This is a genomic window from Brevibacillus sp. FSL K6-6036 (assembly GCF_037964015.1).
Lineage (GTDB): Bacteria > Bacillota > Bacilli > Brevibacillales > Brevibacillaceae > Brevibacillus > Brevibacillus borstelensis.
The window spans coordinates 3455644-3479100 of record NZ_CP150173.1 but is presented as its reverse complement, the minus strand read 5'-3'; the positions used below and the strand labels follow the sequence as shown (position 1 = coordinate 3479100).

General features: G+C 54.2%; 23 protein-coding genes. 14 read left to right on the top strand and 9 right to left on the bottom strand.

Annotation, left to right across the window (positions count from 1 at the left end; all coding sequences use genetic code 11):
* Window positions 1–70: 70 nt before the first annotated feature.
* Both NST37_RS17495 and NST37_RS17490 read left to right on the top strand, forming a co-directional pair.
* Entirely contained in the window at window positions 71–988 is a 918-nt protein-coding gene (locus NST37_RS17495) for an ABC transporter ATP-binding protein (protein WP_227277895.1), read from the top strand.
* Window positions 966–1949 carry an ABC transporter permease gene (locus NST37_RS17490; protein ID WP_003386669.1) on the top strand — a complete coding sequence of 328 codons (984 nt, stop codon included), beginning with the start codon at window positions 966–968 and terminating at the stop codon, window positions 1947–1949. Before NST37_RS17495 ends, NST37_RS17490 begins: the two co-directional genes overlap by 23 nt.
* 190 nt (window positions 1950–2139) lie before the next feature.
* On the opposite strand, the gene NST37_RS17485 is transcribed toward NST37_RS17490, so the two are convergent.
* The 3 genes from NST37_RS17485 to NST37_RS17475 are packed head-to-tail and all read right to left on the bottom strand — an operon-like array spanning window position 2140 to window position 5879.
* Window positions 2140–3558 carry a hypothetical protein gene (locus NST37_RS17485; protein ID WP_339185614.1) on the bottom strand — a complete coding sequence of 473 codons (1419 nt, stop codon included), beginning with the start codon at window positions 3556–3558 and terminating at the stop codon, window positions 2140–2142.
* Window positions 3539–4108, bottom strand: coding sequence for an RNA polymerase sigma factor (locus NST37_RS17480; protein WP_003386667.1), 570 nt, complete (start codon window positions 4106–4108; stop codon window positions 3539–3541). Before NST37_RS17480 ends, NST37_RS17485 begins: the two co-directional genes overlap by 20 nt.
* Before the next feature lie 52 nt (window positions 4109–4160).
* Window positions 4161–5879, bottom strand: coding sequence for a DNA repair helicase XPB (locus NST37_RS17475; RefSeq protein ID WP_174768861.1), 1719 nt, complete (start codon window positions 5877–5879; stop codon window positions 4161–4163).
* 148 nt (window positions 5880–6027) lie between these two features.
* Here NST37_RS17475 and NST37_RS17470 point away from each other — a divergent pair, with 148 nt between their 5' ends.
* From NST37_RS17470 to NST37_RS17450, 5 genes are all read left to right on the top strand, one after another.
* Window positions 6028–7371, top strand: a complete 1344-nt coding sequence (locus NST37_RS17470) for a hemolysin family protein (RefSeq protein ID WP_003386662.1) — start codon at window positions 6028–6030, stop codon at window positions 7369–7371.
* A gap of 106 nt (window positions 7372–7477) precedes the next feature.
* On the top strand, window positions 7478–8488 hold the full coding sequence (locus NST37_RS17465; RefSeq protein ID WP_024984975.1) for an ABC transporter substrate-binding protein: 1011 nt from the start codon (window positions 7478–7480) through the stop codon (window positions 8486–8488).
* Window positions 8489–8627: 139 nt separating this feature from the next.
* Window positions 8628–9689, top strand: coding sequence for an ABC transporter substrate-binding protein (locus NST37_RS17460; protein WP_024984976.1), 1062 nt, complete (start codon window positions 8628–8630; stop codon window positions 9687–9689).
* A 15-nt stretch (window positions 9690–9704) separates the two neighbouring features.
* Window positions 9705–10637 carry an ABC transporter permease gene (locus NST37_RS17455; protein ID WP_024984977.1) on the top strand — a complete coding sequence of 311 codons (933 nt, stop codon included), beginning with the start codon at window positions 9705–9707 and terminating at the stop codon, window positions 10635–10637.
* The gene (locus tag NST37_RS17450) at window positions 10630–11427 is read left to right on the top strand and encodes an ATP-binding cassette domain-containing protein (RefSeq protein ID WP_003386658.1); all 798 of its coding nucleotides are present in this window, start codon (window positions 10630–10632) and stop codon (window positions 11425–11427) included. The genes NST37_RS17455 and NST37_RS17450 overlap by 8 nt, the downstream gene beginning before the upstream one ends.
* 44 nt (window positions 11428–11471) lie before the next feature.
* Here the strand turns inward: NST37_RS17450 and NST37_RS17445 are convergent, their stop codons facing one another.
* Window positions 11472–12698, bottom strand: coding sequence for an MFS transporter (locus NST37_RS17445; RefSeq protein WP_339185613.1), 1227 nt, complete (start codon window positions 12696–12698; stop codon window positions 11472–11474).
* Window positions 12699–12815: 117 nt separating this feature from the next.
* Between NST37_RS17445 and NST37_RS17440 the strand changes: the two genes are divergently transcribed.
* From NST37_RS17440 to NST37_RS17410, 7 genes are all read left to right on the top strand, one after another.
* On the top strand, window positions 12816–14624 hold the full coding sequence (locus NST37_RS17440; RefSeq protein WP_339185612.1) for an ABC transporter substrate-binding protein: 1809 nt from the start codon (window positions 12816–12818) through the stop codon (window positions 14622–14624).
* A gap of 107 nt (window positions 14625–14731) precedes the next feature.
* The gene (locus NST37_RS17435) at window positions 14732–15157 is read left to right on the top strand and encodes a TerB family tellurite resistance protein (RefSeq protein WP_003386654.1); all 426 of its coding nucleotides are present in this window, start codon (window positions 14732–14734) and stop codon (window positions 15155–15157) included.
* Window positions 15158–15372: 215 nt separating this feature from the next.
* Window positions 15373–16173, top strand: a complete 801-nt coding sequence (gene surE / locus NST37_RS17430; protein ID WP_003386653.1) for a 5'/3'-nucleotidase SurE — start codon at window positions 15373–15375, stop codon at window positions 16171–16173.
* Complete coding sequence (locus NST37_RS17425; RefSeq protein ID WP_039070888.1) at window positions 16170–17231, top strand: hypothetical protein; 1062 nt, start codon at window positions 16170–16172, stop codon at window positions 17229–17231. Before surE ends, NST37_RS17425 begins: the two co-directional genes overlap by 4 nt.
* Before the next feature lie 153 nt (window positions 17232–17384).
* Complete coding sequence (locus NST37_RS17420) at window positions 17385–17873, top strand: hypothetical protein (RefSeq protein WP_003386651.1); 489 nt, start codon at window positions 17385–17387, stop codon at window positions 17871–17873.
* 142 nt (window positions 17874–18015) lie between these two features.
* A complete protein-coding gene (thpR, locus tag NST37_RS17415; protein WP_227277891.1) occupies window positions 18016–18600 on the top strand; it encodes an RNA 2',3'-cyclic phosphodiesterase in 585 nt (194 codons plus the stop codon).
* Window positions 18601–18689: 89 nt separating this feature from the next.
* On the top strand, window positions 18690–19358 hold the full coding sequence (locus NST37_RS17410; protein ID WP_003386649.1) for a hypothetical protein: 669 nt from the start codon (window positions 18690–18692) through the stop codon (window positions 19356–19358).
* Window positions 19359–19466: 108 nt separating this feature from the next.
* Here NST37_RS17410 and NST37_RS17405 read toward each other — a convergent pair whose 3' ends face one another.
* From NST37_RS17405 to NST37_RS17385, 5 genes are all read right to left on the bottom strand, one after another.
* Complete coding sequence (locus tag NST37_RS17405; protein WP_003386648.1) at window positions 19467–20378, bottom strand: M23 family metallopeptidase; 912 nt, start codon at window positions 20376–20378, stop codon at window positions 19467–19469.
* On the bottom strand, window positions 20366–20842 hold the full coding sequence (locus NST37_RS17400) for a chemotaxis protein CheW (RefSeq protein WP_339185611.1): 477 nt from the start codon (window positions 20840–20842) through the stop codon (window positions 20366–20368). Before NST37_RS17400 ends, NST37_RS17405 begins: the two co-directional genes overlap by 13 nt.
* Window positions 20843–20935: 93 nt before the next feature.
* Complete coding sequence (locus tag NST37_RS17395; RefSeq protein WP_003386645.1) at window positions 20936–21256, bottom strand: AzlD domain-containing protein; 321 nt, start codon at window positions 21254–21256, stop codon at window positions 20936–20938.
* Window positions 21253–21993 carry an AzlC family ABC transporter permease gene (locus tag NST37_RS17390; protein ID WP_024984983.1) on the bottom strand — a complete coding sequence of 247 codons (741 nt, stop codon included), beginning with the start codon at window positions 21991–21993 and terminating at the stop codon, window positions 21253–21255. Before NST37_RS17390 ends, NST37_RS17395 begins: the two co-directional genes overlap by 4 nt.
* Window positions 21990–23414 (bottom strand): PLP-dependent aminotransferase family protein, encoded by a 1425-nt coding sequence (locus NST37_RS17385; protein ID WP_031933465.1) that lies wholly within the window; start codon window positions 23412–23414, stop codon window positions 21990–21992. The genes NST37_RS17390 and NST37_RS17385 overlap by 4 nt, the downstream gene beginning before the upstream one ends.
* Between the last annotated feature and the right edge of the window lie 43 nt (window positions 23415–23457).

Here is a 23457-nt window from a genome sequence, read left to right as displayed (position 1 = left end):
CAGGTGACAGGATAGGAGGTGCAGCTATTTGACGGAAACGGTATTGTCAATCAAAGGGCTACGCAAGAAAATGGGAGGAAAGCCGATCATCAAGGACATTTCCTTTGACGTATATGCGGGTGAAGTATTTGGCTTTCTCGGGCCAAACGGTGCCGGCAAGACCACGACTATCAGGATGCTGGTCGGGCTTGCGTCGGCAGATGCGGGAGAAATTCACATTGGCGGCATCTCGCTGCACAAGCATTTTCCCCAGGCAATCGCTCAAGTGGGATGCATTGTGGAAAATCCGGAGCTTTACAAGTTTATGACAGGCCGGGAAAACCTGGAGCACTTTGCCAGAATGAGCGGCGGCATCTCGCGTGAGCGGATTGAAGAGATTGTCCGTTTTGTCGATTTGCAAAGAGCGATCGACGACAAGGTAAAGACGTATTCGCTCGGGATGCGGCAGAGGCTCGGGATCGCTCAGGCCCTGCTTCACAATCCGAAGCTGCTGATCCTGGACGAGCCGACCAACGGCCTCGATCCCGCAGGAATTCGCGAGCTGCGCCAGTTTATCCGCAGACTTGCCGAAGAGGAAGGGCTGGCTGTCTTCATTTCCAGCCATTTGCTCAGCGAAATCGAGATGATGTGCGACAGGGTAGCGATCATAGGCAAGGGCAAAGTCATTTCGGTCGGACTTGTCAAAGACTTGATGGAACAGTTTGGCGATCAGGTGGAATGGAGCGTTTCTCCAGAGACGACAGAGGCGGCCAGCCGTATCTTGCGTGCTCTTCCTTTCGTCGAAGAAGCCGTGGCATCCAAGGAAGGCCGGATCATGTGCAAAATGGACACCGAGCGGATCGCAGAAGCCAATCGGACTTTGGTTCTGCAGGGCATCGCCGTCCTGGGCATCGCCGCAAAAACAGTAACGCTGGAGGACCTGTTCCTCGCGCTAACGACAGAAGAAGGGGGAGCAGAACATGGGCATGCTGGACCTGGTGCAAAATGAGACCATCAAGATACTGCGCCGTCGCCGTTTTCTCGTCATTCTGCTCATCCTGGCCATTCTGATCCCGATTTTTACCTATGCCCAATACAGATCCGTTCTCACTGCCCAAGAGCAGATGGGAACAAGCGACTGGAGAGCGCTGCTTCAACAGAAAATCGTCGACACGCAAAACCGGCTTGCCTCCAGCCGATTGCCGGAGGAATGGCGCGAGTTTCTGAAAATCACCGTGCAACAGCAGCAGTATTATCTGGATCACGACATTAATCCGATGGCTCCGGGGGCTCCGACGTTTGCCCGCGGCTTTATGGATCAGGCGATATCGCTGTTTCTGCCGATGATCATCGTAGTGCTGGCCGTCGACCTCGTATCGGCGGAATTCAGCGAGGGGACAATCAAGCTGCTGCTTACCAGGCCCGTCAGACGCTGGAAGGTGCTGACCAGCAAGTATGTGACACTTTTGCTGTTCACTTCGCTCACAGTGCTGATGACCCTGATCCTGGCTGCGCTGATTTCAGGAGTGGTGTTTGGCTATGCAGGCTGGGACATGCCGGTGCTGACAGGCTTCGAAATTGCCGGAGGAGAGCTGGAGACTGCCGGAGTCTTTGCGCTGCCGCAATGGAAGTACCTGCTGATGCAATACGGATTGGGCTGGTTTGTTTCGGTAGTAGTGGGAACGATCACCTTTATGGTTTCGGTATTGGTCCGCAGCGCGGCCGCAGGTATGGGCATTATGATGGCCGCATTGATCAGCGGGGCGATTTTGACCCAGATGGCCTCCTCATGGGAAAGCGCCAAATACTTGTTCGTCGTCAACCTGCAGTTGACCGATTACCTGGCAGGGACGCTGCCTCCGATCAAAGGCATGAGCCTGCCGTTCTCACTGACAGTGTTGACAGTATGGGGGGCGGCATCGCTCGTCGTTGCCTATGCTGTGTTTATCAAGCGGGATGTGACGTCGTAGACGGATTGGTTGGGGGGGCTTGGGCCAATAACGAGACTGTGCTTCAATAACCCGAGCAGAGCCGTTTTGATAGAGCAGGGATTTGAGAGTGAGGGTGATGCCTCACTCCCCAAAATAAAAAATGGCCAGCCAACTTCTGCTGGCTACCCTCATATAACGAAAGACGCGGGAGCGACTACCCGCGTCTTTCTTACTGCCATGTGATTTGCTTTGACGCTTCCACAAGCTGATCCAGTGTAACCCCGTTTGCTGTGACAACGACGTACAGCGATTGATTGTCCGGTTGGGCGTTGAAGTGTACGGCGTGCTGTGCTGCGGCTTCGCCCGCGTTTGCCTGTTTGTCAAAAGTAACCGCAATGGCTTGCTCTGATTGAACGGTAAACAGTTGGGTCGCAGTGAAGGTGCCAGGGATGGACAGACTCCGTTTCCCGTGTTCATTGCGAACCACTTCTACCTTGATCCAGTCTTTGTTTCGCTTGTACTCAGATGTCAAACGAATGACCTTTTGACTGGTTTGCGATTCGTATTGAGCGGAAATCGCATGCAGAGAAAAACCTTCAGGCAGCTGTCCTGCCTGGGGTACAGGCATATCTGAGGCGTGTGCCGCCGTCTCCACATCAGAAAAGCTGGAAAGGGTAATTTCCGACTTTGCCATAGTCGAGACAGCAGGTCCAACGAGCGCAGGTGCGTGCTCCGCGGCAGGCTGTCCTGCTTCGTCGGCATTCGCGTCCAGAGCCAGTGCGCCTACAGGCTGATTGGCAAGCGCTTTGTTCTGTTCGTCCGCTGGAACGCCTGCGATCGTGTTGTGCTGCCCTGGCTGATTTGGCGCGGCTTCCGTATTGCCTTTCGCTTTTGGCTGATCTGCAGGAGGCTTTCCATTTGCATTGCGGGCAGCGATTATCGGCCGTTTGGGTTCGGGCGCTTCATTTCCTTCCGGTTTTGCAGACTCCCTGGCAGACTTCAGCTCGCCGATTTTCTCAGCAGGTACATCCATGGCAATCTGATTGCCAAAAGCCGATTGGTTTGGGCCACCTGCATTCCCATCGGGTTGTCCGGCTTTTTCCTGAGCAGGTGCTGCTTTACTTTCAGGCGGTGCTGCCTGGATTGACTCAGTTGAACTGCCGCCGAAGGCCTGAGTGCCTGATTTTGTGTCCATGGCCGCAGAAGCCGGGCTGTTTGCAGCGGGAGCGGAAACGATGGCGCCTTGCATATCGGCTGCGCTGGACTCCGCTTTCATGCTGATTTCCTGGCTGCTGTTTTGTGTTTGCTGGAAGCCGATCGCACCGACGACAAGCAGGATAGCCGCGGCACCAACCCATGCCATCGAAGAGATGTTCGGTCTGAAGCGGCGCGGCGCAGCCGGTTTGACGACAAGGGCTGCAGCGGCTTGGGGAGTAGACTCTTGTCCGGTCATCTTGTATATCGCTTGCATAATGTTGTCTTCCAATTGCGCCGACGGCTGAGGAACCTCTTTCAAGAACTGCACCTCCTCGCCGTTTGCAAATTGTGCTTCGATCCAGACCATGCACTCTTCACATGTTTCGATATGGAAAAGCGTGCTCTCATTCGTGGTGTCTTCCCAAGCTTTTCTAAATTCCTGGCAGTTCATGTACGAGCCCCCCTTCCTTGCGTGAAAGTAGTTTGGCCAGTTCCTGGCGAGCGCGCAAATATCGGACGCGGGCTGTCGACTCGGCGATGCCGAGCAGCGCAGCAATCTTTTCGAAAGGATATTCATGCGTACAGCGCAGCACGATGACCTCCCGATACGAATCAGACAACAAGGCAAAAGCCTCCTCGATTTCCCTGCGCGTTTCCTTGTTCATGAGCGACTCCTGGGGAGATTCGTCGCGCACCTGGGAAGGGACGTAGGCCAGTTGTTCGTCAGAATCATGGAACTTGCGCCGTCTGATAAAATCGATTGTCTTGTTGCGTGCGAGCGTATGCAGCCAGGAGGAGAATTGACTGTCCCCCCGAAAGGTGGAGAGTTTTTCATACGCTTTGACGAAGACCTCCTGCGTCAGGTCTTCCGCATCGGAACGATTGTTTACCATTTTGTAGATAAACACGTAAATCATGTGCTGATACCTTTGGATCAACTCCCGGTATCCTTCAATGTCGCCCTGGAGAATCCGCTGAATGATTTCGGCGTCGGATTGCATCGAATCTCCGGCCTCCTTCCCTCTATGTGACGCTGGCATATGCTGAAACGTTTCAGTCCAGCGACTCTATTTCTATCACATCGTATTTATATCCTTGTTCTACCAGAAACAACTGGCGATTCATAGCAAATTCTTGCTCTCTCGTATCCCTGGTGACCAAGGTGTAGAAATGGGCCGTGTTTTCTTTTTGTTTTGGCCGCAGTATTCTGCCCAGCCGCTGCGCTTCCTCCTGCCGCGAGCCAAACGTACCGGATATTTGAATCGCGACATTGGCATCGGGCAGGTCGACCGCAAAGTTGGCTACCTTGGAGACGATCAAGCGCGTAAGATCGCCAGCCTTGAAGCGCTGGTAGAGCGACTCCCGTTCTTTTTCCGGCACTTTTCCGGTAATGACAGGGATGTCCAGCAGCTGTGCCATTTGCTCCAACTGCTCCACGTATTGACCGATAATCAAGACCCGGTCATTTCCGTGGCGGTCGAGCAGCTTTCTGACGACATCGAGCTTGCGGGGGTTTTCTGCAGCGATCCGGAACTTTTGTCTCGCTCCGGCATGGGCGTAAGCCTCCCGCCACTTCGCCTCAAAGGGCAGACGGATTTCCTGGCATGTGGCACCGGCGATCCACCCCTGCTCTTCAAGCACTTTCCACGGCATCTCGTACTTTTTCGGGCCGATCAGCGTAAAGACGTCCTCTTCTCGTCCGTCTTCGCGGACAAGCGTAGCGGTCAGTCCGAGCCGGCGCGTCGCCTGAATGCCTGATGTGACGCGAAAAACGGGAGCGGGCAGCAGATGCACCTCATCATAGATGATCAATCCCCAATCCCGCTTGGAAAACAGCTCCATGTGCGGAAAGTCGCTTTCTGCGTCCGGTCTGTACGTCAGAATCTGGTATGTGGCCACAGTCACGGGCTTCACTTCTTTTCGCTCGCCAGTGTACTCTCCGATCATGGCGGGATCAAGGTCTGTCTTGTCCCGTAATTCGGAAATCCACTGCCTGACAGAAGTGGTATTGGTGGTCAGGATCAGGGTTGCTTTTTGAAGCTGGCACAAAGCTCCCAGCCCGATAACGGTTTTGCCCGCCCCGCAGGGGAGCACAAGCACGCCGCTGCCGCCCAAGGCCGATCCGGCGGCATGAAAAGCATCCACCGCTTCCTGCTGGTATCCTCTCAAGGAAAACGCCTTTCCGGAAGCCGTGGTCGGTAAAAGGGAAACAGGGCAATCCTCGCCGCTTGTATAGCCTGCCAGATCCTGTACGGGATACCCCAGGCGGATCAATTCCTGCTTGATCAAACCGCGTGCGTACGGCTTGACCGGATACTCATGCTCTTCCCGATGCTCCTCCAACAATGACGATATCGAGCGATAGCTCGTCAGCTCCTGCAGCAGCAGGGGATCGTCGCCGGTCAAAAGAAGTTGATCCGCTGCTTTTTCCAGACGAATAAGTCCGTAGCGCTTCATCGTCTCATGAATCTCACGGACAATCGTAGAAGGAACTCCGTATTTACTATACGTGCCAAGCACCTCGGTTACCTGCTCAGGGGCGATATGGGCCGCTGCGGCATTCCACAGGGAAAGCGGCGTAATGCGGTACGTATGGATGTACTCGGGGCTTTTGATCAATTCCGCAAAGCCTGCTAACGCCTGACGCGCCTCATTGAACAACGGGTGCTGGGCTTCCAGGAGAATGGTCCGATCGCTTTGCACAATCATCGGCAAATCGGGACGGTACGACAACTTCTTCACCTCGCCGATTGTATGTTCGTTTAGCACCATGTTATCACATCATGATATAGAAAGAAAAACCGCCTTTCCTCAGTGGAAAAATGCTCCAGTCCTTGTTGGCGCAGTGCCGCGGGGAAACTTTTGGGACTGTGTGGGTTACACTAACCCGAAGAAACCCCGATGAAGGAGGAGAGACGGCATGGACGTATGGGGGAACGTGTTCAATCTGTTCCTGATCGTAATCCTCGTCCTTCTCAACGGCTTTTTCGTCGCAACTGAATTTGCCGTGGTCAAGGTGCGGGAATCGCGCATCACGCAGCTGGTGGCAGAGGGCAACAAAAGAGCGGGGAATGTAGAGCAGGTGCTGGACAATCTGGATGCTTATCTGTCGGCCTGTCAACTGGGAATTACCCTCGCGTCATTGGGACTGGGGTGGCTTGGAGAACCTGCCATCGCCCATCTTTTGCATCCGGTCTTTCACTATTTCGGAATGAACGAGGCCCTCGTCGGCAGCATTTCCTTTATTATCGCTTTTTCCATCATTACGTTTTTGCATATCGTCCTCGGCGAGCTCGCTCCCAAATCGCTCGCCATCCAGCGGACCGAATGGGTAGCCCTCCACGTGTCCAGACCGATCCAGTTGTTTCATAAGGTCATGTACCCGTTTATCGCCTTTCTCAATTGGTCGGCTGCAAAAATTTTGAGTCTGGCCGGCATCACGATGGAGCCGCACCAGGAGGCGCACACGGAAGAAGAGATCAGGATTTTGGTCAGCGAGAGCCACAAAAGCGGACTGATCGACCAAACCGAGCTGATGCTGGTCGACAACATCTTTGATTTTTCAGAAACGATGGCCAGAGAAATTATGGTCCCGCGTACAGATATGGTCGTGCTCAATCTCGACGACTCCCTGGAGGAAAACATCAAGCTCGTCCAGCACGGCCGGTTTACCCGCTACCCGGTGGTCGACGGGGACAAGGACCACGTCGTCGGCAGCCTGCATATCAAGGACCTTTTGACCAGCCTGCTGGAAGGCAAGAGCAACAGCCTGGAATCGATCATGCGCCCGATTTTGACCGTCCCGGAGACGATCTCGATCAGCCGTCTTTTGACCATGCTGCAAAAACAGCGGGTGCAGCTCGCCATCATCATCGACGAGTACGGGGGAACGGCGGGGCTGGTTACTCTGGAGGATATTATGGAGGAGATCGTCGGCGACATCCAGGATGAATTCGACGATGAACGGCCCGAGGTGGAAAAAAAGGACGGCCAGCTTTCCTTTGACGGACGAATGCTGCTGGAAGAAGTAAACGACTATCTCGACCTGGATCTCGATGATACAGAGGTAGACACACTCGCCGGCTGGATTTACATGCAGATCGACCATCCGCCGCGAGTCGGGGATACGGTGCGGCATACCGGCTATGAATTCGTCGTCGGCGAGGTCGATCATTACCGGATTACGAGGGTGCTGGTAAAAAAAGTCGCGAAGGAAGCGCCAAAAGAGCAGGAAGGCCAGGAGGAGCCGGTTCCAAACGGCTGAGACAAAGCGTTTGCGATAGTTGCGGCAAAAAATCTTTTCATCCGAAAAAATTGTGCTATAATGGGACACAAGTTTAGCTTAGCAGAGATTAGAGGAGGAAGTTCAGATGAGAAAAGCAGTATCTTTTTTACTATCCGCATGTTTATTCGCGGGGCTGACAGCCTGTGGCAACCAGCCGGAAGCCGCAAGCACCGGTTCGGCTACGCCTGCTGCGGGTGGTGAGCAAGTCGTCAAGCTCGGGTTGACCCAGTTTGTGGAGCACCCGGCACTGGACGCGATCCGTCAGGGGATTGTCGACGGACTGAAGGAATCCGGCTATGAAGATGGAAAAAACGTGGAGCTCGATTATCAGAACGCCCACGGTGATATGAATAATACGGTCTCGATTGCGCAGAAGTATGCCGGCGACGGAAAAGATCTGGTGATAGCGATCGCTACGCCATCCGCGCAGGCAGCCGCCAAGGCGATTACGGACAAGCCGGTCGTCTTCAGTTCTGTGACCGATCCGCTGTCTGCCCAACTGGTCAGCAGTCTGGAAAAGCCTGACAAAAACGTCACAGGCACCTCCGACAAGGTATCCATGGAGCAGCAGCTGAAGCTGGTCAAAACCTTCCTGCCCGAGCTCAAAAAGCTGGGCGTTATTTACACGACTTCGGAGGTAAACTCCGAGGTACAGGTAAAGGAACTGGAAGAAGCGGCGAAAAAAGAGGGCATTGAAGTAGTCAAGGCCGGCATCTCCCAGCTCTCTGAAGTACAGCTTGCAGCACAGGGGCTTGCCGGTAAAACGGACGCCATGTTTATCCCGATCGACAACACGGTCGTATCCTCGTTTGAAGCGGTACTGGGAGCAGCGGAGCAGAACAAAATCCCGGTATTTGCCTCCGATACCGACACGGTGAAGCGGGGAGCAGTGGCTACGTACGGCATCGACTACTATCAAATCGGCAAGCAGACCGGTGAAATGGCTTCTCGCATCCTGAAAGGACAAAAAGTCGCTGACACACCGGTAGAGGTTTCCAAACAAGCTGATTTGTACATCAATGAAAAGGCCGCGGAAACATTTGGCCTGACTGTGCCCGAAGCGCTCAAATCACAGGCGAAAGAGATCGTGAAGTAAAAAGAAGAGAGCGCCAAGCTCTCTTCTTATCTTTTTTTCAAGGATTTGTATCACTTCCCCCGAAAGCACCAGATTACAGCTTTCCAACCTGTTTTAATCATGGTAAGATTAAAAAAATTTCAAATGGGGGTTTTGATACATTATGAGAAAAAGAAAGTCTATCCAATTGGTCCAGAAAATTCTGTGTCCTTTGCTGCTTTTGTCCGTTGCAGCATGTGGGCAACAAAGTACACCGGCAAACAATTCTGCCCAGCCATCTGCTCAGACGCCGGCAGAAGCACCAGCACCTTCTCAGGAAACCAAGCAGGTAAAAATCGGTATCGCCCAGTTTGTGGAGCACCCTGCGCTTGACGCGGCACGCGAAGGTTTTATCGAACAGATGACAAAGAACGGATATGAAAAAGACAAGCAAGTCGTGTACGATATCAGTTCGGCACAGGCGAGCATGGACACAGCGATCCAAATTGCCCAGAAGTTCAACTCCGACAAGGTTGATCTCATCCTGGCGATCGCGACTCCGACCGCTCAGGCTTCCGCGCAGACGACCCAGGACATTCCGATCCTGTTTACAGCGGTGACCGATCCGGTCGAAGCGGGCCTGGTAAAGGCGATGGATAAGCCGGGCGGAAATGTAACCGGTACGTCTGACATGAACCCGGTGGAAGAGCAGCTGAAGCTGGTAAAGGAACTGAAGCCTGACGCCAAGACAGTAGGTGTCATCTACAGCTCCGGCGAAGTCAACTCCAAGGTGCAGGTAGACGCAGCCAAAGCCGTTTCCGAGAAGCTCGGCCTGGCGATACAGGAAGCAGCCGTAACGAGCGCGACAGAAGTGAAGCAGGCGGCTGAATCGATGGTAGGCAAAGTAGATGCTTTCTACGTTCCAACAGACAACCTGGTCGTCTCTTCGATCTCCGCTGTTCTCGGTGTGGCCGAATCGCAAAAAATCCCGGTAGTCGCCGGCGAAGAGAACTCCGTCAAAAGCGGCGCGATCGCAACCTACGGCATCGACTACACAAAACTGGGCGCGCAAACAGCCGACATGGCCGTGAAAATTCTCAAGGGCGAAAGCAAGCCTGCCGACATGGCTGTAGAAATGCAAGCCGACATGAAGCTGGTGCTGAACAAGAAGGCAGCAGAAAAAATGGGCGTGACAATTCCGCAATCCATGCTTGATCGCGCTGGCGAAGTGATTGAGCAATAATCGTAGGAGGATATTATGAATCTGGCATTACACGGAGCAATCGAACAGGGCTTGTTGTTCGCGATCATGGCCCTGGGCGTATATTTGACCTTTCGCATCTTGAACTTTCCCGATCTGACCGTGGACGGCAGCTTTGCACTGGGCGGGGCGCTGGCAGCCAGACTAATCATCGAAGGAACGAATCCGTTTCTCGCTACCCTGATGGCCTTCGTGGCCGGAGGGGTAGCGGGCATCTTTACCGGAGTATTGCACACGAAGGGCAAAATCAACGGTCTGTTGGCCGGGATTCTGACGATGATTGCACTTTATTCCATTAATCTTCGGATCATGGGCAAGGCCAATTTGCCGCTTCTGCGCGAGGACACGCTGTATACCTTTGTGAAAGATCTTGGGGTGCCCAATCTCGCGGTGGGAGGGGTCGTCTTTTTCACCGGGGTTGCCCTCGTTTTCCTGATCGGCATCCTTTTGCTGAAGGCTATTATCGACTGGTTTTTGCAAACCGATCTTGGACTTGATATCCGCGCAACCGGAGACAACTCGAAGATGATTCGCAGCTTTGGAGCCAACACGGATACGACAACAATTATCGGGCTCGGCCTGTCCAATGCGCTGGTCGCAGTTTCCGGCGCCTGGGTCGCACAATACCAAGGCTTTGCCGACGTAGGGATGGGGATCGGGATGATCGTCATCGGTCTTGCCTCCGTGATCGTCGGGGAAGTGCTGTTTGGCAGCTCGTCGATCTTCCGCGCTACGCTCGCCGTTATCCTCGGCTCAGTCGTGTACCGTCTGGTGATCGCGCTTGCCTTGGACGCGGGGCTCAATCCGTCCGACATGAAGCTGATTACGGCGCTCATCGTAATTATCGCGCTGACCGTTCCGGCGGTTGCAAAAAGCGTCTGGAAAAGGCAGCCGTTCCGGGCGACGAAAGGAGGGAGAGGCGATGCTTAAAATTTCACGTGTACGCAAGGTGTTCAACGAGGGGACAGTCAACGAGAAAATCGCTCTGCGGGAAATCAATCTGAACGTCACTCCCGGCGAGTTCATTACGGTTATCGGCAGCAACGGAGCGGGGAAATCCACGCTTATGAACATCATCTCCGGCGGACTGATCCCGGATACCGGCAGCGTCATCATCGACGGAAAAAACGTGACAAAGCTGGGCGAGCACAAACGGGCCTCCTTTGTTGGCCGCGTGTTTCAAGACCCGATGGCGGGGACTGCGCCGAATATGACGATCGAGGAAAATCTGGCGATCGCTTATGCGCGCGGAAAGCGGCGGACACTTTCATTTGGAGTGAACAACCGGAAGCGGGAGCTGTTCCGCGAACAGTTGAGGCAGCTAGATCAGGGGCTGGAGAACCGCCTGAAGACAAAGGTAGGCTTTTTGTCGGGAGGTCAGCGACAAGCCTTGAGCCTGTTGATGGCTACCTTTACGGAGCCGAAGATCTTGCTGCTTGACGAGCATACGGCTGCGCTCGACCCAAAACGGGCTCAATTGATCGTCGATCTGACCCAAAAGGTCGTCGAGCAGTACAAACTGACCACCATTATGGTCACCCACAACATGGAGCAGGCGCTCAATATGGGGAACCGCCTGCTGATGCTGCATGACGGCGGGATCATCCTGGACATTCCTCAGGAGAAGAAGCAAACGATGAAGCCGCAGGATCTCCTGCGGGCCTTTGAACAAGCCCGCGGCGGAGAGTCCTTCAGCGAGGACCGGTATCTTTTGTCCTAGGGGTGTCATGCTGAGCCTGCATTCAAAACGAATACACGGGCTAGTTACGAACCGGAGCCTTCCCGACTAAGCGGGGAGGCTTTTTCCATGCGGCGAAGGAAAACGTTTTGGATCACAGCACCGATCAGAAGCAAGGCCGTCGCGATGGTGAACAGGACGGCTCCGTCGAAGTGCAGAAACAGAAAGCTGCCGGCAAGCGGGCCGAGCGTGCGCGATATGTCCCAGTGCAAGCCGTACACGGCAAAGTACCTGCCCCGCATCGCGGCGGGAGCCATTTTGGATACCATCGTCAGCATATGGTTCAGGCCGATGCTTTCTCCCATGACGAACACCAGTTGCATACACAGCAGCAGGATAATGCTGTCGGCATTCCCGTAAGTCCAGGAGACTGCGGCGAAGCAGATGTAGGAAAAGACCACCAGTCGGCGGGGGGAAAAGCGCTGAGTAGCTTTCACCAGCCAAAACTCAAGCATGATGGCCGAGATGCTTTTCGTCAAAGCGAGCCATGCCAGCACATCGAGATAATTGGCGAAGCCGCTCTTCAGATGAAGCTGCAGGTTCGTCTCGGTTTGGGCATAGAAGAAGCTGATCGGCAGAGCGAGGACCATCATGGAAAGCACAGCGCGATGGGCGCCCACTTTGCGAAACGAGATTTGCTCGTGTGCGCTCGCGCATTCTTTTTGCCCCTGATGCTTCGTTTCCGGCACCTTCCACCAGATGACAGCAGCATACAGAAACAGCGAAAGACCGGTGCAGACAAAGGCAAGAGCAGGTGCCGTCTGATAGACCAGAACGCCCAGAAGAGGGCCGACGGAGGCTCCGATATAGGTTGCCGTACTCAAAAGGGCAAAGGCCTCTGTCAACTGCTTGGCCGTCATGCTGTCGGCCAGCACGGCCCGGCTTGCCGGGATAAACAGAGAACGGCCGATGCCGTTTAGCACGTACAAAAGGGCAAACGCTGCGAGCGAGCCTGCCGCGGCCATTCCGAGCATGCTGAGGCCTTGCAAAAGCAGGGCGAGCAGCATGATCGGCTTACGGCCGTACCGATCGGTTACGCCTCCCGCGATCAGCGTAAAGAGAATGTCGCTTGCAGGCTGCAGCCCGATCACGAGCATAATCAAGGGGATGCTTCCCCCGATTTTTTCGTGCAGGTACAAAATGAGAAACGGCGTTATCATGCTGCGGGACAGCTCCGTCAGCAGCTCGCCGAAGAGCCGGACCCAGAGGATCACAGGGTACCTGGAAAAAAGGCGTGTCGCTTTCTCGTTCATATCTGGTATCCTTTCTGTAATGATTTTTGGGTTGTTCCCGATTGTACGGGGAAAACACCAGGACAAAAAGGGTACAGATTCGGCCCGTTTTTTTTCATGTTTTAGGGGGACTATCGCATGCTTTTGTTCGAACACTACCATCGGCTGTATTCATTTTTTCGGGAGCAAGGCGTATCCCGCCCGATTTCCATCAGTCTGGAGCAGGTCGCATCTCACTTGTGCTGTACGAAGCGAAATGCCGCGACAACGGTAAAAAAGCTGCAGCAACGGGGATGGATAGACTGGCGGCCAGGAAGGGGCAGGGGCAATCAGTCGACGCTGACCTTTCGGCTGCAGCCGGGGGATGTCGTGCTCTCCCTGGCCCAGGAAATGATTCTTCGCGGAGATATTCGCGACGGACAAGAGCTTGTAGCCCTTCACCAGGATGAATGGGAAGGACTTGAAGAGGCGTTTGGGCGTTGGATGGACAGCCAGTTCGGGCTGCATGTCCAAAAAAGACACGGCAAGCGGCTCGATATGCTGCGGCTGTTTGCGTCGAGACCGCAGCCGATTTTGGACCCGGCCAGACTGCTGATGCGTTCAGAGGCAAATCTGGTGCGTCACGTGTTTGACGGACTCGTCCGCTTTGATCCCGCATACAAGACAATAGAACCAGGAATTTCCTTTTATTGGGAAGTGGATAATGGCGGCACAGCCTATACGTTTTATTTGCGCAAAGGCGTACGGTTTCACCATGGCCGTGCCTTGACAGCGGAGGATGTGCGCTATTCCCTGCTCAGGCTCGGCAAACAGGCCTCCCCGCATCGGTGGATTACTCGCTCGATCCGGCAGGTGGAGGTCATTGATTCATACGTCGTAAAAGTCATGCTGCATCGTCCGGATTTTCTGTTTCTTCATGCCCTCAGCAAAGAGTACGCTGCAATCGTTCCGGAGGATTACACGGAGCGTATGGGGGAGGAGTTCGGTAGGATGCCGGCAGGCACGGGTCCGTTTCGGATCGTCCGCAACGACGATTCGATGCTGGTGATGGAGGCGTTCGAGCCGTACTTTGGGGGCAGGCCGTTTCTGGATCGGATCGAGCTGTGGCAGGTGCCGGAACGCGAGACTGCGCCTGAGCTCGGGCAAGCAGACATCCCCCGAATCCTGTATGCTCCCGGCGAGGCTGGCGTTGACGGCGAGACCATGCGAGCTGACTGGCAAACCGTTTACAGGATCGAGCAGTGCTTTCAATACCTGGCTTGCAATGCAGGCAAGCCGGGGCCGCTCCAGGACGATTCACTCCGGGAGGCGCTCGATCTCATTATCGACCGTCCGGCGATGCTGGCCGAGCTGGGAGGGGACAGACAGCCGGCTGTTCATTGGAGTGGAAGTCAGGTCAAGCCTCCAGAGATTGAGCGTCCAAGGGAAGAGCGAATTCAGCAGCTCCTGCGTCAAAGCGGCTACCGGGGCGAGACGCTCAGTCTGTTCACGATGCCCGAATACGATCATGTGGAAGATGCGGAATGGCTGCAAAAGCGCCTGGGGCGATACGGCATCAAGCTGGCGATCCATTATGTCGAGCCCGAAGTGTTGGCGAGCCAACAGATGCGCGGGGCTGATCTCATCCTGGACAGCGCCAATATGGATGAGCGCGAGCACCTGTCACTCCTGGAATTTTTATTTGACGATTCGGCTGCGTTGTCTCATTTTCTCTCGCCTGGGTTTGCCGATGAGGTGATGGAACGTGTTGAGAGAGGGTGTGCCGCAGCAGATGAGGAGCAAATAACGCAAAAAATGCAGGAGCTGATGAAATGGATCGCCAGCCAGCGCCTGTTTTTGCCCTTGTACAGCAATCGGATCGAAGCTAGGGCGGACTCGAGGCTTGGCGGTATCTCGCTTGGTGCACACGGTTGGCCGGATCTTTGTCGAATTGTGGTGAGAACATAAAAAAATGTCACATTTTTGTATGAAACCGCTTTCCTCTTTCATCGTATAATTAGGAAACGATATAACAACAAGAATCAGCGTCCAAGAGTTCGAGGGAGGATATAGAAGTGTATACGAAAACGGAAAAGGACAAACATATTTTGTTTGCATCCATTCGCCTCATAATCTGCGTCGGTCATGCAGATGGTTATATAGGAAACAAAGAAGTGAGCCGAATCCATGAGCTGGTCAACTCGGAGCACTTTACGCTGAGAGAAAGACAGATTCTCATGGACGATATGGATTACCCCAAGCAGCCGGAAACCATCGTCAAGGACATGGTGGACCTGTCTCTGCCGGAGAAGCTCGGTCTGCTCCGGCAGTTGTACAAAATCGCCCTGGTCGATCAAAAGCTTTCGCTTGCGGAAACGTTGGAAATTAGACGAATTTCCTGCTTGTTGGGAATCTCCGAAGAAAAGCAAAAACAGGTGGAAGAATGGATCGTGGAAGGGATTCAATGGCGCGACCGCTGGAAGGAGATCGTCGGCGAATAAGTCCGTGAGTGCTTGGAAGCAGTTTTTTCTGGTGTGAAATGGGAATAGCTATAGAGGCGTGCAAACCGGTCTGCGGTTTTTTTGCACGCCTCTTTTTTCCCGGACAAAAGGTCTTTTTGGTACAATAAGGAGAAGACAGCCTGCCAGAATCCGGACGCGGCTTGCCGGAACAAAGAAATCATGGGCAGCAGCGTCACGAAAAGGGAGGATATGATATGTTGCGAGTATTGTTGACGAATGATGACGGGATTGAGGCTTTGGGCATCCGCAAACTGGCTGAAGCGCTTCTCGCCTTGTCCGATGTAGAGATTTTTGTTGTAGCTCCCGCCGAGGAAAGAAGCGGCGTAGGACACGGCCTGACCTACCGCAGTGCGCTCTCGCCTAAGCCGCATTCCTTTTACGGACTGCCGGTGACCGCGTGGACGATCGACGGAAATCCTGCCGACTGTATCAAGGGCGCCTACCACCTGTTGTTTGAGGAAGGCAAAAAACCGGATATCGTTTTTTCCGGGATCAATGTAGGGACAAATCTGGGACGGGACATTTATTATTCGGGTACCTGCAGCGGAGCGAGAGAAGCCGTTATTTTGGGCATTCCGGGCGTGGCTCTCTCCTATGACAACTGGACCGACCAGGACAATTACGGACAGGTGGAGGAAATCATTCGCCCGCTTTTGCAGTTGTTTTGCGATCAGGCAAGAGAGGATCGACTGGCTCCCGAAGTGTTCTGGAACGTCAACATTCCGCATTTGCCGCCGGAAGAAATCCGCGGAATCGTCCCTGCCGCACTGGCGATGAACCACTACGAAGACAAATACAATCAGGAAGCAGAAGGCTACTGGCTGACTCGCGAATACCCGGACAGAAGCAATCCTACACCTGAAGAAGACTACTATCTGGTGAAACGCGGATACATCGCGGTAACCCCGGTACATATCGACGCGACAGACCGGACACTGCTCGATAAAATGCTGGAGTGGCCGATTGTAAAGCAGTCGGGCAACGAAAAAAAATGACGGTTCACGAGTCCTTTCGTCCCGCTTTGATCCCCGATCCGAAGCGGGTATCGCCTACATCCGATACCCAGGGAGAGGTGCTTGATTCCGCGGTTTATTCCGATCTGTATCATTTGGCAGAGACAGAAGGATTGCCCTACTTTGCCCGAATGTCTGCGGCTGGCGATGTTGAGCTGTTCCTCGTCTTCGAGAGCATTGACGCCTTCAGCGAATCGACACGGGACGCTGTCTCCGTCGAGTTTAAAACGTATCGCAACAAGTTCTTGGCTGTCATCTGGACGCTCACTGATCCGCTCGATCCGTTGGGCTTTCCGCTGTCGTTTGACATCAAGCGAACTGAGGACCGCGGCATGGCGCTGCGGATGCTGGAACAAGCCGAGGTTCCCCTGCACTATTTGGCCTTTGAAGAGGGACGGCTGACGCATATTTATACGGAGGGGATTTCGTTTTCGCCAGAGGAAGCGAGACAAGCGCATGCGATGGTGGAAGCATTGTTTTTCGACAGGGCTGACGAGCTTCCGCATCAGGCCGAGGTACAGGAAGCAGCGGAAGCGCAAAGCGTTCCGCTCTCTTTCCTCTCGGATGCAAAGCTGGAGGAAAAGGGAACGGCCTACTTGATCGACTTTATGCGATTGCAGGACAAACACGGCGCAGATGAAGCCCAGCATTTGCTGATGAGCACCGTCCATCAAGCTGTATGGGTGATGCGGCGCCATGCCAGAAGCGAAGTCAGGGAGAGGTCTTTTACCGTGTGGGCAGCCGAACATGATGGGCTGCTGAGACTCATCGTGACACCGGAGATGTCAGACTTGTTTGAGGTGGTTCATCTGACTGAAGATGAAGCCAATCCTTTTTCACGCTTTCTCTTTACGTTGCCGGAATTTCTTTCGACAGAGGATGCGGTGCCGCTCAGACACGGAGCTTATCCTTTGATTCGCATGGAAGCGGGGCGACTCTACCATCTGGAGCTGGATGAGACGAGTGCGGAGCGGCTAGGAGCTATCTTTGACAGGCTGTATCCGGGAGAGCTGAATCCGTACGAGAACGTGTCGGAGTAGTTTTTTCGGAAGGGCACCCGCATGACGACTGACGATTGTGGAACGAGCATTCTTTCGTGGAAAAACGGGAAAAGAAGTCACCATTCAACAAAGGAAAGTTTAGCCATCATTGCGAAGAGATATAGACAGATTTTCCATGGAAGGGTGAGGAGGATGTTCACAGTACAACCTGAGGGATTTGAGGCGATTTCCGACTGTGCCCGTCGGTTTCAGGAGGATGTGGAAAAGCTCGCAGAACGGTTTTCACTAGAGGTAGATGGCCGCTTTCCCGCCATGGAACTGCATGTCCATCCGCGCTTGCAGGCGACGCTGGAATACGCCCTTTGGGGGGAAGCGGGAGTGGTCGCTGTCAAAGGGAAGCTGAACGCATTGACGGACGATCTGGCCGATTGCAAAACAATTTCGGTTACGATGAAGTTTTCGCTGTCCTGTGACCCGCAGACCGATATCGAGTGGTTGAAGCAGCGAATCGAAGAAATCCTGTACGGGGAAGTGGAGCTGTTTTGGCACAGACCGCCCGCAGGACATATTGGACATATAGAGCTGACCATTGCTTTTCAGGCCGAGCCCGGTGCGAGCAGGATGAACGAATACGTACGCTGCGTTCTGGGCATCGTAACAGGAAAGATGATGGCCGCATAAAGGCTCCCCGTTCGTGCGGGCGGGCTTTTTTTGTCGACAGGAATTTATGAAAATGCACCTATCGACATAAGTGCAACGAAGGCTTCCCCATAAAGCTTGGCGAGGCCACGTTTTCAAATGCGATGTTGCCAGGAGGAGGAATATGTCGATGCGTCTTTTTGTGGCTCTGGATATTCCCGATGACGCTGTCCGCTACATTGCGGGCGTGCAAAAACAGGTGAAGAGCCTGATCAAGGCAGATCGGTGGCAGTCACTGCACAATCTCCATCTCACCCTGCATTTTCTCGGAGAGGTAGGAGAAAAGCTGGTGCCAGAAATCTGCAAGGACATGGATATTGTCAGCGAAATTATTTCGCCTTTTTCTTTGCAGGTCGGAGGCTTCGGCGCATTTCCCCACGCAGAACGTCCCCGAGTCCTCTGGCTCGGGCTTCGCGGACAGACAGACCCGCTCAGACAGCTTCATTTGCTGTTGGGCAAGCGGTTTGATCTGCATCCCGGCCTGACCTATGACAAGAAGCGATACAGCCCGCATATTACGCTGGCAAGAGGCCCCAAGGTTGGCCAGGAAGGGGTGCCTCTAGCGGAATGGAACGAACGACTCCTCTCCTCGGAGCCGCCCGCCTGGGAAGTGACCCGTTTTCACCTCTACCAGTCAGAGCTGCGGCCGGATGGGGCGGTACATACGATTATCCACACGAGCACGTTTGATAAAGAACACGGCAAATAATCGCCATCCGATGAATAAACTGGTAGCAAGAACGATGGCTCAAACCGTGCCAGACCAGGGAGAGCCTGCCAGAAAGCGGTGGGAATCGGATGGGTGAGTTCACGACAGGCATGTTGTATCCACGCAAATATGAACCAAAGGTATTAATCGCCCTGCCCAAATCGAGGCAGCCTTATTTCCATAGGAACATCAACCGGGACTGGAATGCCTTTTTCCTGCGGGATGAGTGGCTTGAGACAGCCCATACCCTGCAATTTATTCTGAACCTATCCCGTCAGTGTGTCCCGCTCCTCTGGTTCCATGACGCCGAAGACAACGGATGGGGGTATCGGCTCTTTGACGCGGGCTTCGAGGTGTCGTCGGCGACAATCAGCTATTCGCTGGATGCAGATATGGCGGAAGCGGAATTTGCCCGCCTCTACCCCCACATAAACCTGCATGAGGCCATAACCGAGAGCGAGGACGTACGGCAGATGTACGATGACATTCTGGACAGAGTCGCAAGGTCCGACCAGTATCGAAGGGAAGTAAGCAAGGGGATTAAACGGGCTTGTCCGCAATGCTTCAACCGGATTGTCGGTCCCAAGCAGGTGCAGCAGCTTCGTTCCCTGTTTGATTTGCAGCTGCTGACGGATTTCGATGATGAGACAGGGGCGTCGCTTTTGTACGATTCAGTCGATTTGTTCAAGGAGATTTTGGGCATCGAGGAAATGGTGTGGGTCAGCTATTCCTATTTGGCGAGCGGCGGTCAGAAATAAGGGAAGGACGTAGTCATGCATGAAAAGATGACCCCGCAACTCTGACGGAGAAAGAAAAAATGTACGAACATGCAAAAACAGGCGGAGTCCGGCGCTTCGCCTGTTTTTTTATTCGCTTCGCCGGTCCGGGCCCGATACCAACTGCCCCTGTACGATCCGTCGTCCGTCCTGAAAGCGGACCGGTATCGAGTGTCCGCTTAAAAGAACAGGAGAATCAGATACCTGGAAATGAAGGTGAGCCTCGCTGGAATTTCCCGAGTTGCCGCAGAGCCCGATCAAATCGCCCGGCTGCACACAATCGCCGACCTCGACGCAGACAGAGTCTTGCTTGAGATGGGCAAGCAGGCTGTATTCGCCAGCTTCGTGCTCCAGGATGACGTGGTTGCCGGCAGGCTGTGTCTCGTTTACCGTTCCGACCGGAGTGTTGTCCGGTATATGGCTTACGACTCCTACGACTTTTCCAAAGGCCGGTGCGAGGATCGGCTGCCCGAACGCGTAATAGCTCTCATTTGCCGCAGGGTCGCCCGTAAAGGTGCGGCCTTCTTTCATCACGAGGAAATCAAAGGCGTATCGTTGGTTCGGATAGGCGTAATGATAATTGACCAGCTCGTTATGGCCTCCCCAGTACGTGAGCCACTCTCCGGCAAACGGAGGAACGAACACGGTACGGGTAAGCATGCTGTCAGTCTCCGGATGTGTCTCGAGGTGCAAAATGACGAGAGAGATGATCGTGCCCTCCTCGTCAAAGGCAGCGGCCAATCCCTTTTCTCCCGATCCGTCTACCCAGACATATCGTTTCGCGTGCTCCAGAAGTATGGTAGATTGCAGCTTGTAGCGATCTACACCGCGGTGGAAGTCTTCTCCCAGCGAGCGAAGCTCAGCGGCAGAGACTCTTTTGCGAAAAGCGGGGCTTGTCTGCGCGTAAATCTGCTCGTATTCCCCCTGCAGAAAGGCGAGAGGGAGCTGTTCCGGCGTGTAGCAGAAAGACGATTTCTTCCGTGTCATTTTTACTTTTTCCATGTGGAGAAGATCTCGTCCACATCGAGCAGCATGATCAATTTATCTTGCACCCGGGCAATCCCGTTCAAAAACTTCCCATCGACTCCACTCACGATCGGAGGAGCAGGCTCAATCAGCGATGCCGGTATGTGCATGACCTCTGAGACCGCTTCGACGACAATGCCAATATCGAGCCCGTCCAGCTGCAAGTCGACAAACCGGCTCTCTTCCGTGAGCGGAAGCGGCTCCAGGCCAAACATCGTCCGCAGGTTGATGATCGGCAGGATGCACCCGCGCAGGTCAATCACGCCTTCGACGAATGGGGGAGACTTGGGAAAACGGGTCACGGGCAAAGGCTTGATGATTTCCTTTACCAACGAAATCGGTAAGCCGTAGTACTCTTTTCCCATTTGAAAGAGAATGGAATGAACCGTGCTTCCTTCTGTGTTCCAGTCCGTTTCTCCGTGTAGTTTCACCGTTTCCATTACCTGGTCCCTCCCGAAATCCTTTTGCAATCTATACCCTTATTGTACCACGGTCAAACGGGATCGGGAGGGAATTTTTCTCAACTCCGTTCCTTACCAGGAAAACAGACCCAGCGAGACAACAACGACGAGCCCGAGGCTTACGCCAAAGCTGAGGAATACATTCTTGCTGAGGGCCATAACACCCAGACAGACGAGGCTGGCGATCAGCAGCAAGGGCTGAATGACAAAGCTGCCGGACTGCACAAACAGAGAAGGAAAAATGAGGGACGCAAAAATGCCCAAAGGAATAAAGCTGAGACCGTTTTTTAAGCGGGGTGAAAAATGCTTGCTGGGCAGACGGAGAAACGCCCTGCGCGAAATATAGGTGAGCACGCCCATCCCCAGAAACAGCAAAAGGGTCTGTGTCGTCATGCGGATTCAGCTCCTCTCGTCTCTTCGGCGGCAGTCTGATCTCCGTCTTCCTGTGTCGGCCAGAAATACCCGATGGCAAAGGCGAGGCATCCGGCGATCAAAACCGGCAAGCCATTTGGCACTACAAACGACAGGAAAACAGACGCCGCCCCGCACAGCAAAAAGGCAAAAATGCGCAGGAGCGACGATAGCTGGTAATAGGCGAGGGCGAGGAACATGGCCGTAAAGCTGAAGCCGAGTCCGAGCGAAGCCGGATCGGGTATCCAGGCGCCCGCTGCCGTTCCGATCCAAGTACCGCCGCACCAGCCTGCGTAAAGGGCAACGCTGACGCTGAGAATATATGGAACATCGCTTTCGCGGTGGCGAAAACGGTTGAGTGTGAGCGCGTACTGCTCATCCGTGAGAAAAAAGGCGAGCCCGTTTACTTGAGCAGTGGAAAAACGCTGGTAATGAGGCGAGATTGACAAGCCCATCAGAAAGTGGCGCAGGTTTAACAGACAAGTAGTCAAGATGATGGCCCAGACGCTTGCCTGTTCAGCAATGAGCGAGCTGCCGGCAAATTGGGAAGCTCCGGAGTAGACAAGCACAGACATCGCGATGCTTTCCCAAGAGGTAAGACCGGCCTGCCCGGCCAGCATTCCGAAGATGGCTCCGTAAATGATGTAGCTGGCGGTGATCGGCAAAGAGTCGATCAGGCCTTCCTTCCAACTGGACGTTGAGGGGGATGCGTTTTTCATAGTTGCAGCTCCTTTCCTTGTTGCAGAACCTCTGCAATGATTTTCATGCCTCGATCAATTTTTTCCGAGCGCTCATGGGTAAAACAGAGACGGATGTATGGCTGCTCGGCCTCCCGCAAGAGAAACATGTCGCCGCAGGTAAAGGAAACGCCTCGCTCCAGGCATCTGGCCATCAGCTTGCGCGGGTTGATCTCTTCCGGCAGGGAGACCCAGAAGTAGAACCCGCCCTTGGGTCGCTCATACCGAATTCCCAGCGGGCTGAAGCGGTCCAGATGACTTTCCATGATGGCCGCCTGTTCACTGTATTGCAAGCGAGCGTTTTCCAGATGCGGCCGTAGAGCGCCGTTTCGCAGGTATGCAGCCAGAGCGAGCTGGCCCAGCGTATTTGTAGTGATAGACAGCTCCTTCATCCGGGTGAGCAGTTGGGCCAATTTGCGGTTGGCCGCCACCCATCCGATCCGCAGTCCGGGGAAGAGCAGCTTCGAGAACGTGTTCAAATATACGACATGGCCCGAATGATCCAGCGCTTTTAAGGCGGGCGGGGGTTCTTTGTCGAGATGGAGGTGACGGTAGGCATCGTCCTCCACGATGGGAAGCCCGTATTTTTCGCTCAAAGCCAGCAGTTGCTTGCGCCGGATGGCCGACATCGTCCATCCGGTCGGGTTGTGGTAGGTTGGGACGGTGTAAAGAAATCGCGGCCGGCAATGGCTCAAGATCCTTTCCAGTACATCTACCCGCAGGCCGTCCGCATCCATCGGGACCGGGACAACCTGCATCCCGAGCGATTGAAAAAGCTGCAGTGAGCCGAAGTAGGTGGGCATTTCCGTCAAGACGAGATCGCCAGGACGCGCTAAAAGCGAAGCGATCAGGTAGAGTCCTTCCTGCGAGCCGCTGGTGATGACCACCTGCTCCGGCGAGGAAATCTGTTCCATGTCCATCCAGCTCACAAGATGCTCGCGAAGCTCCGGCAGCCCCTGGACAGAGGTGAAGTAGTAGGAGTGAAGCTGCTCTGCCGTACTTTTGACGTAATCGGGGAAGCCCGACGATTCCAGGGTGTGCTTGCCGCCATCGCCATGGGCAAAGTTGATGATATCCGGGTATTTGTCCGTTACGCCCAGAAGCTCAGCCATGTGAGAGGGAGCAGGGGCGAGCGTGCCGAGCGTGTGATAATGCCAGTCGATCCTCGCGGGGGCGGGAGCGGGAGTAAGAGCCTCCACATAACGTCCGCTGCCCATCCTGCTGGCGATGATCCCTTCCGCCTCCAGCTCTGCATAAGCCCTGACGATCGTGTTGCGGCTGACTCCGAGCTGCATGGCCAGCTTTCTCTCGGGAGGCAAAGGGGAGCCAATTGCCAGCTCCCCGCTTAAAATTTGATAGCGCAATTGATTGTAGATCTTTGTATAAAGTGCTTTGCGCCCCATGCTGTCGCCTCTTTTTCACCAGTCTATTGCTCAATACTATACG